This window comes from Bdellovibrio sp. HCB288, from assembly GCF_047305935.1.
Taxonomy (GTDB): domain Bacteria; phylum Bdellovibrionota; class Bdellovibrionia; order Bdellovibrionales; family Bdellovibrionaceae; genus Bdellovibrio.
The window spans coordinates 697,441-711,690 of sequence record NZ_CP178619.1 but is presented as its reverse complement, the minus strand read 5'-3'; the positions used below and the strand labels follow the sequence as shown (position 1 = coordinate 711,690).

The following is a 14,250-nucleotide window of genomic DNA, read 5'->3' as shown; positions in this document are numbered from 1 at the left end:
CCTAATTTTTTTTGCTAATTCCACGCATAAGTTCTGGCCAGGGCGGGACTTTATGGGTAAGCCTCGGGTTTTTCAAGGAATGGTGTATGAAAAAAATCTTTTGGGTTCTTACGATTTTGCTCGCGACTTTTAACGCGCATGCTCTGGAGGCGGACTTTACGACCTATCTTCGTGGTGGGACTGGGGTCAACCAAGAGGGGGGCAAAATGGAGTGCTTCCGTAACAGAAATTTGCCCGGTAATTTCCTGCGTTTAGGAAATGAATGCGACTTCTACACGGAATTAGGGTTCGTTTTTCATCACAAAAAAGCCACTGAGGCCGATCCCTCATTTTTCAGAACGCAACTACGCTATGCATATAGTTCTGAGGGCTTGCGTCAATGGGAGTCAGGCAAACAGACTATAGATACTTCAGGGACCAATCCGACGGCCACGGTTTCGATTCCAAAATCTGAAATCGAAGCTTATGTAAAAGCCGGTGGTTTTGATGGCAGCCCGATTGAATACTGGGTGGGGAAAAGATTCTACCGTGACGTCGATTTGTTCATCTTCGACTGGTACTATTATGGCGAGATGGCGGGTGTCGGTGCCGGCTTGGAAGCTATTCCTGTTGGACCGGGTAAACTGGCCATCGCAAACTTGATTCAGGCGAATGAAGATTTCAATACCACTTCTGTGGGGCGCCCGGTTTTGAATATCTGGGACTTCCGTTACTCATCCATTCCGGTATTTGCTGAACAAAAACTTAGTTTTTGGGGTGTGTATGCATGGGCCAAAGGCAGCACAGATACAACCGCCACTCCGGTCGCAACATTTGAGGCAACGAATGGATATGTTCTGGCGACAAAATTGGAAGGCCCGGCATTTTCGGGATACAACAAAGCGGTTCTTGAGTTTGGTCAAGGGGCGATGAATGGATTCAATGTCTATGGGAATAGTGCTGTAAACTCTGCGGATCCAAATGCTCTTGCGCAAAACAAAGCATGGAACCTTCGCGCCATTGAAGATTGGACGATGGATGTTACAGACAATTGGGCTGTCATGTTCGGTCTGGCCGCGAACTACGGAAGCAACGGCAAATCTGAAAATAACAAAGTTCAATGGCAAGCCATCGGTGTGCGCCCGATTTACTATTTCACGGACCGTTTTCAGCTGGCCTTTGAGACGGGTTACAATCGTTATGAGGATGAATCCGAAGGAGTGGGTGCTCGTGAATTGGGTCGTGTTGCCATCGCTCCTCAATTGTCCTTTGCGAAAAGCATGTGGGGGCGTCCTGTGATGAGAGCTTACGCATCTTATTCTTTTTGGAATGATGCCAATAAGGGGGACGATTACATTGGTGGCGCTGCTCCGACCTTCGCGGACAAAAACGCCGGTTTCAATGTCGGCTACCAATACGAAGTTTGGTTTTAATTTAGTTCTAATTTGAAACAAAAACCCCGATCGAAAGTCGGGGTTTTTTTGGTTCATTGTCACGCCATGGTCCCTTCCTTATAATCGTCCTTATGGTTAACAATGACGATTCTTCTGATAATTTAGAAAAAACCAGTATAGTTGCGAGTGACACCTTCAAAGGAAGATTGCGCGAGGCGGATGAAGTTCCTCCAGCAATTCTAGTTTTGATCGGGCCTCCGGGCTACGTGGGAAAACAATATCCGATCACGGCAAGTGACATCACTATCGGTCGTTCTGTCGAGAGCCAGGTTTACATCGACGATAAAAGCTTAAGTCGCTCTCATGCGAAATTCGCAGTGAATGGCAGTGAGGTTTCCATCATCGATTTGGGATCCACCAACAAAACCGTGGTGAACGGTCAGACGATTCCGGCACTGGCTTCGTGTTTACTAAAAAACAATGACCAGATCAAAACGGGCAACGTGATTTTCAAGTTCCTGGAAAAAGGCAGCTTGGAAGCGATGAGTACTTCCGCACTTTACGAGCGTGCGCAAAAAGATGCTTTGACGGGTGCTCACTCTAAAGGTGCATTGATCGAAAAAGGCCCCGAGGCTATGAAGCGTTCAGAAGTTCTGAATGAACCGTTGAGCCTGGTGACTTTCGATATCGACCATTTCAAAAAAATCAATGACGGATACGGGCATCCAGGCGGCGACTATGTTCTTAAAGAACTGTGCCGAATTGTGATCATGAAACTGATCCGTGCGAATGACTTCTTTTCCCGCTACGGTGGTGAGGAATTCGTTCTGCTTCTTTCAGGCTCCAACGCCAAAGTAGCAGCTGAAGTTGGTGAGCGTATTCGTCACACCATCGAAACCAGCGAATTTGTATTTGAAGGCAAAAAGATTCCGGTCACGATTTCAGTCGGCGTTGCCACGAAATACGCGGCAGAGACCGAGTGGACTCAGCTTTACGACCGTGCAGACAAAGCTTTGTATCAGTCCAAACAAGGCGGCAGAAACAAAGTCACAGTCGCTCCGTAACTTAACGCCTTGTCCACACGGTTGTAACTTCGTGAAAGTTTCGTTTAAATGTGGCTACCTTTGGAGGTAGCCATGCTTTATGAAATCACAGTCCCGTATTTTATTAAAACACTTCACAATCTGGAAAACGTCCTGGAAAAAGGCGCGAAGTTTGCCGAGTCTAAGAAAATCGATATGGATGTTCTGTTGAACTCTCGCCTGGCTCCGGATCAATTTCCTTTGGCTCGCCAAATTCAAATTGCCTGTGATACCGCGAAGCTTGCGGCTTTCCGTTTAACTGAAAAAACAGCACCCACACATCCTGACACTGAGAAAACTTACGCTGATTTCCAGGAAAGAATCAAAAGCACGATTCAATATTTGGAGTCTTTGTCTGCAGCTGATTTCAAAGATTCTGAAACAAAAAAAATCACGACTCCTCGTTGGGAAGGTCAGTGGGTGACTGGTGCAGAGTTCATTTCTCATCACGCTTTGCCGAATCTTTATTTCCACGTAACGACAGCTTACTCAATCCTTCGCCACAATGGTGTTGAAGTTGGTAAGAAAGACTACTTGGGACCGATGCCTTTTAAAAAGTAATTGCTTACTTCTGATCCTCAAAACAACTATTTAAATCGCTAAATAAAAGACGCAGCCAGGCTGCGTTTTTTAATTCCGGACGGAAGACACCATAAAACTGTCGCGGCGGGAATGTTTTTAAGGGCACGGGGATGATGTGCACATTGGAGCTGATCGTGGAAACGTGGGTGGGAATGGCGGACCAGCCCATCCCTGCATTAACCAACTTAGCAACACTAAGATAGTTTGCAGTAACACGCACGACATTCAAATTTTTAAAGCTGACATCATTCGCAGCGCTGATTTGTTCCAAAATTTCATCGGGCTTTTTATAGCAGATGCATGGAAGACGGCTTAGTTCATTCCAAAGATCTTTGGTTTTCGCAGGCGGTGTCTTCATCATTCGTTTTGGAATCACCAGCATAAAGTGATCCTTGAATAGAGGTCGGGCCACCAACTCACTTGAGTCTGGAACCTGATGGACAATGCCAAAATCAAGAGTGCGGTTAAGAATTCCAGCTATGGTGGGCGAATTTGAAGATTCAATAAACTGAATGGCCCCAGGAAACTTTAAACGGTCTGCAAAACGATCCAAAATTTCCCGACGAGAAGCAATTCGTACAAAGGATTTAGAGGGATCGGAATGGTTCAATGCCGCTTGCTCAATAATTTCCTGTAGTCCCATAAGGCGTTCTTGTAAATGCACCTGAAGCTCTTCACCGAAAGCTGTAAGGACTTTCTTGCGTCCCTGAAAAGTGAAGATCGGCTGTGGCAGCATTTGCTCTAAGGCCATCAGTTGCTTTGAAAGTGCCGGTTGTGAAATACCAAGTTTAATGGCGGCAGCTTGGATATTTTGCGTTTGGCAAAACGTTATGAAGGCTTCGATAAGGTAAACGGGAATTTTTGGCATGGGGATATATAACAAAAGGAATATAAAATATGAAATAATATTCGTTATTAATATCCATTTTTCATGGGATGAATTTAGCCAACACATAAAAAGGGAGATTTTATGACTACAAGCATTCTTAGATTTGTAACGGTTTTGTTTGCGGCCTTAATTCTTTCTCTTGCTGCTGTTGCTGCCGAGTGGTGCCCAAAAGACAAAGGCATGTTTCCCGCCGCCGTTGTAGACTTAGGTGAATATAAATCCTTCTATTTTGTGCCCGGGCGTATTTACAGCGAGCAGGGGCAAACGGCTGTCGTCTATCTTACAAAAAATAACGCAGTCATCGGTACTACCTCCGCTGAAGGCGTTTCAGACTATTTTTCCTCAACAGTATTCGAAGGGCCCACAACGGGCTTCAGCTGTGACTCTGTCACTCTTAAATTTGAATCCGCCTGGCTAATTGACGAAAATGGACAGCGCATAAATTTTCGAATCGGCGAAGTCAGGGAATCTCATAACAAGGAGAGTGAGCTTGTCTGTGAATAGTTTTATTGAAACTGAAAGAATCAGTCTCAGAGAATTTATAGCTACCGATGAAAGGGAGCTTCTAGATCTCGATAGTGATCCCGAAGTGATGAAATATCTGACGAATGGAGCGACATCCAGCAAAGAGGACATACAGAGATTTATGAATCGGGTGTCTCAGCAATTGAAAGACAGTAATGGCAAGTATGGGGTTTGGGCTGCGATAGAAAAAGAATCGTATCAATTTGCCGGCTGGTTCCATCTTTTCCCATCACGACAAGAGCCCGAGAATCTTGAAAGACTTTTTATTGGCTACAGACTTAAAAGAAAGTTCTGGGGTAAAGGCTATGCGACAGAGGTGTCAAAAGCACTCGTGCAGATAGCCTTTGAACAATATGGAGCAAAGGAAGTCTGTGCCCAAGCCATGAAGGCAAACCTGCGCTCTCAGCAAGTTATGATAAATGTCGGAATGACATTCAAGCATGATTTTCTGGAAGGGTCCTTTCCTGTGGGCTCTCAGGATGCAGTGCTGTTTTCCATTGTAAATCCAGCGAGGTGCCTATGAAGCTGTTCCGTAAAGAAGATGTTCAGCCATTCTATGCATCAAAAAATGAGATAGTTCGGCAATATACGGGCCGCAAGGAAAAGCATGGCAATTCCAAACATCACTCATTAGCGGTGGTGACTATTCTTCCAGGTTTGTCTTCGGATCCCCATTCCCACAAAGTCGCCGAAGAATCCTTTTTGGTTATCAGCGGTTCAGGAATAATGGAAATTGATGGGAGGCGTTTTGAAGTCAAAGCCGGTGACTGCGTTTTTGTACAACCCGGAGAAACGCATACCGTAATTAACCTTGGAAGCGAGCCTTTGGAATGCGTTCTTGCCACCGGTCCCGCATGGCATCCGGAAGATTCCTTTTAGGTGCGCTGCCGCACCCGTAGCGGGTGTGGAAATTGCGGGATTGTTATTTTCGGTAAGTGCGTTGTTGCGGCTGGGATTTTTTGTTCACCGATTTTGTCGATGATGGCAGTCGATTTTTCTTCACGGTTTTCTTTTGGCCCACACGATATGTCGGTGGTTTTTTGAATGGACTTGGTGGTGCAGGCAGCACTGGTTGCGGTGCAACTCTGCGCGGCTGAATCGGAGTCAATAATGGCACCTGCGCCACGATTTTCGGTGGTGCTGTTTCCGGAGTGTCTTTGCCGATCATCAATACAGCTGTCCACAGGAACGCAACGGCTACGGCCACACTTACAAAATTTTTGAATGCGGGTCCTTCGGAAATCTGCTTGGAAAATCCATCGAATGAAATCTGCGGATTCTTTTTGGCTGCACCCTCGATAGTCATCCCCGGCAATTTGTGCTGGGGAGGCGGGGGCACGTAAGTTTTCTTTAAAGCCAGTGCCGGGTCTGTGATCGTCTTATGAGTCAGCATCGACAACACTTCTTCGGCCGTCGTGGTCGTGCTGATGGTCATGGTTTTGTCGTCTTCAATCACAAACTGACGGATTTTTTCCAACGTATCATTGTAGGTTACAGCGAAGACCTGTTTAAGATAATCCGCCAGTGCCAAAGCTGAAAAATCAGGATGCTTGGTTGATAGCAAAGTTCCGATTTGACGAGCCACTTCGCCAGCGTCTTCAGCGCGCGAACGCTTATCATGATGAAGCATCACGGGCAGTACATTTAGAAGTTCCACGCTGCGATCTTTAATCACCGCCGTGGGAAGATTCATCACATCGTACATGCGAATGGATTTTTTAACTTCGCCAACAGTGGAGCCGCCAAAGAAGCGCGCATTTGCCAGCATCTCCCAGAACACGATTCCCAACGAGAAAATATCAGTGCGGTTATCCAGAGGCTCGCCGCTGACTTGTTCGGGACTCATGTAAGCGACTTTCCCCTTGGTCTGTCCCACTTGAGTCAGTGCCTCTTCGGAATTTCCCTTGGCGATTCCGAAGTCGATGATTTTTACTTCGCCCTCAAAAGAAATCAAAATATTGTGGGGGCTGATATCCCGGTGAATCAGACGTAATGGCGAACCTGTTTGGGGATCCACTGATTGATAAGCATAGGCCAGGGCCAAAGCCACCTGATGAACTATATAAAGGACAAACTGCGTATTAAGAGGTTCTTCCTTATCGCGGTGATAGGAGAGCAAATCCCTTAGCGTCACTCCATGGATGTATTCCATCACCATGAAGGCACGATTCTCTGACTCTCCGAAATCATAGATTTTTACGATGTTCTGGTGATTCAAATTCGCACTGACGCGAATCTCTTTGAAAAACATTTCTTTGAACATCTCGGCGTTGGTTGAATCAGGCAGCGTGGTTTTAATTGCCACAAGTTTGCTGACACCGAATCGTGACTCTGATTTTCCCAAATGAACTTCGGCCATACCGCCTTCGGCGATACGATGTATGATTTGATATGGGCCGATTCTTTTAGGTGTCTTCATCTGTGAATTCTATTCGGTTTTTTAGTGAATGCTCATGACTTCGACTGGATTAAAAAGTGTTCCATAATTAGAAACGTTGTTCCCGTGTTAAAATTGAGGGAGCGGTAAGTAGGTGTAAGCCCTCGGGATCTCTGGATAATATTGTTCAGGTACACAATAATGTTTTCATGCAAAACCAGACTATTACAGAATTCATGATGAACAAATTTGAAGAACTACGTAGAACCAATCGACGCATTTCTTTGCGTATGGTTGCGTATAAAATCGGTATCACTCCGGGGCGATTGAGTGAATTGATTCGCGGCAAGCGCCCTTTGTCAGAGTTCTATTTTGAAAAAATCTCGACGGGATTGGGGTTAAATCAGGATGAACGCCAGCAATTGAGATCCTATATTTCTGTAACGTCCCGTCGCTTCAGTTCTGACCGTGTAGTTGGAGTGAAGAGCAATGCCATCATGGGCGGCTGGGAAGAATTCGCTATTTTGAATCTACTAAGAATTTCCAATGGCAATGACGATGTAAACTGGATTTCTGAGCGTCTGGCGCTGACACCAGAAGCAGTGGAGCAAGCCCTGGCTAACTTGGAAAAGATGGAGTTGGTCCGTCAGGAAGAACGTGGTTTGGAAATTGTTCATCGTCGCTTGATCACATCCTATGAGTGCGCTGGTGAAGAGGGACGTACACACTATAAAAAATACCTTGAAAAGGCCAGTCAGGCGATGGACCTGGAGATGAACTCCAGTTATACAGGGGTAACCCTGACTATCAATCCTCAACAAATCCCGGTGGCAGAGCGTATGATTGAGCGCTTTCGCGGAAGAATCCTGCGTCTTTTGCAGCAGGGAACCCAGAGCGAAGTATACTCCCTGAATATTCAAATGTTCCCATTGTCCGTATCCAAAGACGTTGCGAAATCGTCATCTGGAGCGAATCTGCATCAGGTGCCGCGCGTCGAACTTGATAAAGTTTAATTCGATAAGCTATGGTGTCCCCTCAAGGGACACCTATGACTTTAAACAAGTTTTTGAGCGCCAAACTAGAAGAGATGCAAAAGAAGAACGCCCGTTTTTCAATGCGTGCTCTCGCGCAAAAAGCGGGTATCTCTCCCGGTCGTTTGAACGAGATCTTTCATGAACGTCGCCCTTTAAGTGATCACTATTCCAATAAAATTTCTTATGGTTTGAACCTGACTCAGGAAGAACAGGCTGTTTTATCCGGGTTTGTCAGCGTTCGTGCCAAACGGATGACGTCACAAAAGATTTTGGAAGAGCAGGAAATGCGCATGGTTACCAGCTGGGAGCCCTATGCGATTTTGAACCTGATGAAGACCGATGATTTCGACAGCTCCACTCCTTGGATGGCAAAGCGCCTGGCATTGTCGGAAGAGAAGATCGATGAATGTCTTCAGCTTCTGGAATCATTGAAAATTATCAAAAAGAAAAATGACCGATGGCTGCGTGTGCCTGAACAGTTCACAACAACCACAGATATTCCAAGATCCGTCATTGTGGAAGGGCATGCTGCAAATTTGCGAAAAACAACGGAAGTGCTGTATTCAGTGCCACCGACAAAGCGCAATTTCACAACCATCACGATGCCCATTAACGTGGAGAAGTTTGAGGAAGCCAAGCAAGTGATCACACAGTTCCGCCGCAAGCTTTGCCTGTTGTTGGAAGATGGCCCGAAAACTCAGGTGTACAATCTATCCATTCAGTTGTATCCGCTGACTGACGTCAGCGAGTCTCAATCTGAAACTCAAGGATCATGAGATCTTCCTGTTTAGGGAATGCGCAATTTTCAAAATATAAACAGTTCAATTCAAACCTGATTTAGTAAACCGGAATTTTCGCTATGTCCTGATTTTGCATGGGGAGTTCATGGCAGGAGGGGCGATGCGGATTTCTTTCAGTAAACTGGTGGTGTTTCTTGGAACACCGATAGTGATGATGGGATTTCAAAACTGCGCAAAGCTGGGCACAGAGGATTTGCTGGGTGGAACATCCGTATTTGTTGCTGACAGTTCCATCGATCTGACTTCGGTATCACCGGCAACTGAAAGTTCGGATTCATCAGCCCAAAAACTTTTGGCTGAAACCAAGCAAACATGTTCACAAGTTTCATCTCTGGATCAGAACACGGTCGAATCCTGCCTTAATTTATTCTGTCAGAACCCCCACCAGAGCGGGAGTGGTCGACGTCTATGTCACGCCCTTCAGCTGGCTTCTGCAGGTTTTGCTGATCTTCAATAATCAAACAGTGTTCACATTTGTGTTCACGTAATCATGGTTCATTAACACTCTGTTAGGGAACCCCTATCGGCGTATCATTTCACTACTTCTTAACGACTCATTCTAAGCACTTCACACTGTTTCCCAATGAAATTCGCATTTTTATTCTGGGAATTCTTCAGCAATTTCAATATTCCACCGAATTATATGGAGTCAAAGTCGCTTTCTGGAATGTTTGTGGAGGACGCGTGAAAAGGACTACTAATTCAAGATTCTGTAAAATTCGAATCGTGATTTTGTTCACCTCCTTATTCGCATTTAACATCGGGAATGCGACACCATCCACCTTCTCTTACCAAGGCCGCATCACGGCTGCGTCTGGTGGAAGTCCAGGATTTACAATGGCATCATTCAGCTTTTCCATCATGGTGGACAAGGCTGGTGGCAATAATCCGAACTGTACTATCTATCGTGAACAAAAAGATCTAGTGCCGGTTTCTACGGATGGTTTGTTTGATGTGGCAATTGGTGGTGGTGCGGCGAACTATCCGAATGCATCTGCAAAAGTAACTGATTATATGAATAATGCGGCAACTGTAGGTTGTCTTGAGGGCGGAAGCCATCTTGTTTCTTCCAGTGATAAGCGTTTCCTGGATGTGCATTTTGCTGCTGATGGATCAGGTGCTTGGAATCATATAACACCAGCTGCTGAAATTCGCTCTGTCCCTTACGCAACCAACGCAATGACGGCGGAACGTTTGGGTGGTTTGGTTGCCACTGATTATGTCAGAAGAACTGAGCTGGACACTTGCGGTGTTGGTGAGTTCTTGTCTTATAACGGATCTGTATTCAGTTGCGATACACCAGCTGGAACAGGTGCGATTGACTCTTCATATACTTTAAAGGGTCTGGTTCAATTTTTGACGGATGCTGCGACTTCCGGGATCGTTGTGTCTGGTGGTGTGGCACGAGTGAATTTTGGTACGGGCGCAAATCAAATCGTAAAACTTGATGGTACGGGCAAGCTTCCAGCTGTGGATGGTTCTGCATTGACCAATATCGTGGCTTCCAGTGCGACGACTGCAACTACGGCAACCACGGCTACAACTGCGGGTTCTGCAACAAATTTCACAGGTTCATTGTCTGGTGATGTTTCTGGAACGCAATCTGCTACTGTTGTCGATAAAGTAAAAGGCTATCCGGTTGTAACAACGGGCGTGGCCGAAGGCAAAGTTCTTAAATATTCCAGTGGTAATCTGGTTTTTGCTGATGATGATTCCGGCTCGACGGTCGTCGATTCTTCGTATGCAGCAAAAGGTATCGTGCGCTTTAATACAGATGCTGCAACATCTGGTGTTTCAGTTGTCGCAGGTGTTGCGACAGTAAATACAGGTACTGGTGCAAATCAAATCGTTAAACTGGATGGTGCTGGCAAACTTCCAGCAGTTGATGGTTCTGCACTTACAAATCTTCCGACTCCAGCGTCTGTTCCAAACTTCTCTGGTTCTTTGGCCGGTGACGTAACGGGTACTCAAGGGGTGACAGTTGTCGAAGGCATCAGAGGCAAAACAGTTGACATGACAGGTGTCGCGACTGGAAAAGTGTTGAAGTACGACACGGCTTCTGGTGGTAAATGGGTCTTGGGTGACGATAATACGGGTGGCGCGCCAGGTGTGGCTTCCTATTCAGTTACGGGTCTTGTGCAGTTTGATACCAATGCAGCCACTTCGGGTGTGGTTGTGAATGGTTCCGGTGTTGCGAAAGTTAACTTCGGTACCGGTGCTGATCAAATTGTAAAATTAGATGGTACAGGCAAACTTCCAGCTGTGGATGGTTCCGCTTTAACAAATATCGTAGCGTCTTCATTGTCAGGTATTTTGCCTGTTGCAAGTGGTGGTACGGGTGCTTCAACGGCAGCCGGTGCGTTTGCGGCACTTTCGCCATTGGCAGCGAAGGGCGATTTGATCTCTCGTACATCGACGGCTCCGGCAGTTCTTGCTGTGGGTACGAATGGCCAGGTGTTGACGGCGGATTCCGCTGAGGCCACTGGTATGAAGTGGGCTTCTCCGACGGCAACTGATTTAACTACTATCGTTGGCACAGGTATCGTGCAAAGAACAGGTGCTGGTACTTACGCAGCTCTTGGCACGACAGCGCCATTAAATGTGACGGGTTCTAATTTAGGTCTGTCTTACGGAACGGGCTTAACTTTAAGTTCCAATACTCTGGTGGTGGATTCAGGTACGACAGCGGGCAAAGTTGTGGTTCTTGATGGTTCAGCCAGATTACCAGCGGTGGATGGTTCGCAATTGACGAATCTTCCGGTGCCGACTTCTGTTACGAATTTCTCGGGTAGCTTGGTTGGCGACGTGAGTGGCACCCAAGGTGCGACAGCGGTTGATAAAATCAAAGGTGTGCCAGTTGTTACAACTGGTATCGGTGATGGTAAAATTTTAAAATATCAGTCTGGTAGCTGGGTTATCGCTGACGACGCTACTGGTGGTGCACCGGCGGATGCTTCATATACTGTGAAGGGTGTATTGCAGTTTGATACGAATGCCGCAACTTCAGGTATCAACGTGGCAGCGGGTGTTGCTTCTGTAAATGCAGGTACGGGTGCAAATCAAATTGTTAAATTGAATGGCACAAGTCAATTGCCAGCGGTCGATGGTTCTCTTTTGACTAATATCGTGGCGTCTTCAATTAACTTCACAGTGCCTATCAATAGAGGCGGTACGGGTGCGACGACTCAAACGACAGGCTTTAATGCTCTTTCACCATTGACGACAGGTGGCGACCTGGTCACACACGATGGTACAAACAACGTTCGTATTGCACGCGGTACGAACGGTCAGATTCTTTCCTCTACGGCAACGGGCCTTCAATGGATCAATGCTCCGACTGGCAGTATCACTGATGTGACGGGCACGGCTCCGATTTCTGTGACAGGTACGACTACTAAGTCCGTCAGTATCAGTCCGGCAACTACAAGTGCTATCGGTGCCGTTCAAGTCGGTACTGGTTTGTCAGTTACAGCAGGCGGTATCATCAGTGTTGATGCAATCACGTCGGTTGCGAACTTTACTGGTAATCTAGTAGGTGACGTATCTGGCACACAGGGTGCGACCTCTGTTGATAAAATCAAAGGTGTGACGGTTGATACGACGGGTATCACGGATGGTAAAATTTTGAAATACCAGTCTGGTAGCTGGGTGATCGCTGATGACGCTACCGGTGGTGCTCCGGCGGATGCTTCTTATTCCACAAAAGGTATTGTTCAATTTGCGACTAATGCAACGACATCAGGTATTTCAGTTGCTTCAGGAGTTGCAAGCGTGAACTTCGGTACGGGTGTTGGTCAGGCTGTGCAAGTTCAAACTGGCGGTAAGTTGCCGGCGCTGGATGGTTCTGATTTAACAAATATCGTCGCTTCCTCGATTAACTTCACAGTGCCTATCAATAGAGGCGGCACTGGTGCCACAACAAAAATTGCAGGTTATGATGCACTTTCACCATTGACGACAGGTGGTGACCTGGTAACTCACGATGGCACTAATAATATACGTCTAGCGCGCGGTACAGATGGACAGGTTCTTTCTTCTACTGCTACGGGGCTTCAATGGATCAATGCACCAGCGACAGGTGTAACAAGCGTCAGTGGTACGGCGCCAGTTCAGGTTGCAACGGGAACGACAACTCCTGTGATTTCCGTGGATGTGGCAACCACGACGACGACAGGTATCGTGCAAATTGGTTCTGGCCTTTCAGTGACTGCAGGTGGTGTGGTCAGTGTTAATGCTTCTGGTCTTGCCGTAGATCCGGCAAACTTGACTGCAGCGGTGCCAATCAATAAAGGTGGTACTGGTCAAACGACAGCGGCAGCTGGTTTCGCGGCCTTGTCTCCGTTAGCAGCAAAAGGTGACTTAATCACTCGCAGTACGACAGCTCCAGAAGTATTAAGCGTTGGTACAAACGGTCAGGTCCTTATTGCTGACAGTGCTCAGACTGGGGGCCTAAGATGGGGTTCGAACGTAGCGACTGAGCTGACTGGTTTGGTTTCCACCGGCATCGTGCAAAGAACAGGTGCGGGCACATACACAACCTTGGGCGTAACTTCGCCATTGGCAGTTTCTGGCTCTGATATCGTTTTGAATACAGTTCCAATCGCAAGTGGTGGTACAGGTGCCACTACCAAAGCAGCTGCATTCAATGCATTGTCTCCTTTGACGACAAAGGGTGACTTGGTTGTATCTGATGGCACAAACAGTGTTCGTCTTCCTGCAAGTTCAACGAATGATCAGGTTTTGACAATCGATACTTCAACCGCAAGTGGTTTGAAGTGGGCAAGCCCTGCGGCGGGTGGTGTGACAAGTGTGTCTGGTACTTCCCCAGTGGTGGTGACGGGTACGACGACACCGGTGATTTCTGTGAACGACGCGACGGCATCAACTAAGGGTATTATGCAAGTGGGTTCTGGATTGTCTGTAACATCGGGCACTGTCAGTGTGAATTGGGGTGCTAACACCGGTCTTGCAAACAACCGCCTGGTTGCGACGAATGGAACTGGTGGTCTTTCTGGATACAGCTGCGCCGTCAATAGCTATGTGACCTTCAATGGTTCGGGCGAGATCACTTGTAACACCTCGCCGCTATTGAATGGCGGCAATTCATATGGTGCAGCAGCTTCTGTGGGTACTAATGATGCTTATGGTTTGAATATCGAGACGAACAATGCAACTCGTGTTGCAGTAACCAGCACGGGTAACGTCACTGTGAACGCGCCGACTTCCGGTGATGCTTTGGCAGTTGAGGGTTCGATTCGCGGTAAAAGCTATGCGAATGGGTCAGCATCGGCCGTGGACTGGTCTAGAGGTAATACGCAATCCATCACAAACAACTGTGCATCGCAAATTACGTTCTCGAACATGATTGATGGCGGTGTTTATACTTTGGCAGTGACAGGAACTTTCGGAAGTAATATCTGCCGCTTCGGTCAAACATCTCCGGATACTTTGTCTGGTACAGCTGGTTCTGGTGCCTTCTACTTCTTGCCAGCAGCAGCAGCGCCATCAGGTGCAAATGCTGTTTATTCCTTCATGCGAATTGGCAATGAAGTTTACGTGAACTGGAGCAGCGGATACGCGAAATAGTT

The 14,250-nt window shown here is 46.9% G+C and carries 12 protein-coding genes; 10 read left to right on the top strand and 2 right to left on the bottom strand.

Annotation, left to right across the window (positions count from 1 at the left end):
• The first annotated feature begins 86 nt into the window (after positions 1–86).
• The 3 genes from ACLVWR_RS03365 (at position 87) to ACLVWR_RS03355 (ending at position 3,016) form a co-directional block, all read left to right on the top strand.
• Positions 87–1,412: a carbohydrate porin gene (locus ACLVWR_RS03365; RefSeq protein WP_413582516.1), complete on the top strand. Its 1,326-nt coding sequence runs from the start codon at positions 87–89 to the stop codon at positions 1,410–1,412.
• 92 nt (positions 1,413–1,504) lie between these two features.
• Positions 1,505–2,437, top strand: coding sequence for a diguanylate cyclase (locus ACLVWR_RS03360; RefSeq protein WP_413582515.1), 933 nt, complete (start codon positions 1,505–1,507; stop codon positions 2,435–2,437).
• Between the two features lie 72 nt (positions 2,438–2,509).
• Positions 2,510–3,016 carry a DUF1993 domain-containing protein gene (locus ACLVWR_RS03355; protein WP_413582514.1) on the top strand — a complete coding sequence of 169 codons (507 nt, stop codon included), beginning with the start codon at positions 2,510–2,512 and terminating at the stop codon, positions 3,014–3,016.
• Between the two features lie 4 nt (positions 3,017–3,020).
• Here ACLVWR_RS03355 and ACLVWR_RS03350 read toward each other — a convergent pair whose 3' ends face one another.
• Positions 3,021–3,905, bottom strand: a complete 885-nt coding sequence (locus ACLVWR_RS03350; protein ID WP_413582513.1) for a LysR family transcriptional regulator — start codon at positions 3,903–3,905, stop codon at positions 3,021–3,023.
• 102 nt (positions 3,906–4,007) lie between these two features.
• On the opposite strand from ACLVWR_RS03350, the gene ACLVWR_RS03345 reads away from it, so the two are divergent.
• From ACLVWR_RS03345 to ACLVWR_RS03335, 3 genes are read left to right on the top strand one after another with little or no spacing between them, the layout of a single operon-like run.
• Positions 4,008–4,430, top strand: a complete 423-nt coding sequence (locus ACLVWR_RS03345; protein WP_413582512.1) for a hypothetical protein — start codon at positions 4,008–4,010, stop codon at positions 4,428–4,430.
• Entirely contained in the window at positions 4,423–4,974 is a 552-nt protein-coding gene (locus ACLVWR_RS03340) for a GNAT family N-acetyltransferase (protein ID WP_413582511.1), read from the top strand. The genes ACLVWR_RS03345 and ACLVWR_RS03340 overlap by 8 nt, the downstream gene beginning before the upstream one ends.
• Positions 4,971–5,330 carry a cupin domain-containing protein gene (locus ACLVWR_RS03335; RefSeq protein WP_413582510.1) on the top strand — a complete coding sequence of 120 codons (360 nt, stop codon included), beginning with the start codon at positions 4,971–4,973 and terminating at the stop codon, positions 5,328–5,330. Before ACLVWR_RS03340 ends, ACLVWR_RS03335 begins: the two co-directional genes overlap by 4 nt.
• A 43-nt stretch (positions 5,331–5,373) precedes the next feature.
• Here the strand turns inward: ACLVWR_RS03335 and ACLVWR_RS03330 are convergent, their stop codons facing one another.
• Positions 5,374–6,870: a serine/threonine protein kinase gene (locus ACLVWR_RS03330; protein WP_413582509.1), complete on the bottom strand. Its 1,497-nt coding sequence runs from the start codon at positions 6,868–6,870 to the stop codon at positions 5,374–5,376.
• Between the two features lie 194 nt (positions 6,871–7,064).
• On the opposite strand from ACLVWR_RS03330, the gene ACLVWR_RS03325 reads away from it, so the two are divergent.
• The 4 genes from ACLVWR_RS03325 (at position 7,065) to ACLVWR_RS03310 (ending at position 14,248) form a co-directional block, all read left to right on the top strand.
• On the top strand, positions 7,065–7,841 hold the full coding sequence (locus tag ACLVWR_RS03325) for a TIGR02147 family protein (RefSeq protein ID WP_413582508.1): 777 nt from the start codon (positions 7,065–7,067) through the stop codon (positions 7,839–7,841).
• Positions 7,842–7,876: 35 nt separating this feature from the next.
• Positions 7,877–8,638, top strand: coding sequence for a DUF4423 domain-containing protein (locus tag ACLVWR_RS03320; RefSeq protein WP_413582507.1), 762 nt, complete (start codon positions 7,877–7,879; stop codon positions 8,636–8,638).
• A 124-nt stretch (positions 8,639–8,762) separates the two neighbouring features.
• Complete coding sequence (locus ACLVWR_RS03315; RefSeq protein WP_413582506.1) at positions 8,763–9,119, top strand: hypothetical protein; 357 nt, start codon at positions 8,763–8,765, stop codon at positions 9,117–9,119.
• 227 nt (positions 9,120–9,346) lie between these two features.
• Positions 9,347–14,248 (top strand): beta strand repeat-containing protein, encoded by a 4,902-nt coding sequence (locus tag ACLVWR_RS03310; protein WP_413582505.1) that lies wholly within the window; start codon positions 9,347–9,349, stop codon positions 14,246–14,248.
• Positions 14,249–14,250: the final 2 nt, after the last annotated feature.

What these genes read in the sequence shown, in the direction of transcription:
- ACLVWR_RS03365 (WP_413582516.1), top strand. Translation starts at nt 87, where the DNA reads ATGAAAAAAATCTTTTGGGTTCTTACGATTTTGCTCGCGACTTTTAAC.
- ACLVWR_RS03360 (WP_413582515.1), top strand. Translation starts at nt 1,505, where the DNA reads ATGGTTAACAATGACGATTCTTCTGATAATTTAGAAAAAACCAGTATA.
- ACLVWR_RS03355 (WP_413582514.1), top strand. Translation starts at nt 2,510, where the DNA reads ATGCTTTATGAAATCACAGTCCCGTATTTTATTAAAACACTTCACAAT.
- ACLVWR_RS03350 (WP_413582513.1), bottom strand. Translation starts at nt 3,905, where the DNA reads ATGCCAAAAATTCCCGTTTACCTTATCGAAGCCTTCATAACGTTTTGC.
- ACLVWR_RS03345 (WP_413582512.1), top strand. Translation starts at nt 4,008, where the DNA reads ATGACTACAAGCATTCTTAGATTTGTAACGGTTTTGTTTGCGGCCTTA.
- ACLVWR_RS03335 (WP_413582510.1), top strand. Translation starts at nt 4,971, where the DNA reads ATGAAGCTGTTCCGTAAAGAAGATGTTCAGCCATTCTATGCATCAAAA.
- ACLVWR_RS03330 (WP_413582509.1), bottom strand. Translation starts at nt 6,870, where the DNA reads ATGAAGACACCTAAAAGAATCGGCCCATATCAAATCATACATCGTATC.
- ACLVWR_RS03325 (WP_413582508.1), top strand. Translation starts at nt 7,065, where the DNA reads ATGATGAACAAATTTGAAGAACTACGTAGAACCAATCGACGCATTTCT.
- ACLVWR_RS03320 (WP_413582507.1), top strand. Translation starts at nt 7,877, where the DNA reads ATGACTTTAAACAAGTTTTTGAGCGCCAAACTAGAAGAGATGCAAAAG.
- ACLVWR_RS03315 (WP_413582506.1), top strand. Translation starts at nt 8,763, where the DNA reads ATGCGGATTTCTTTCAGTAAACTGGTGGTGTTTCTTGGAACACCGATA.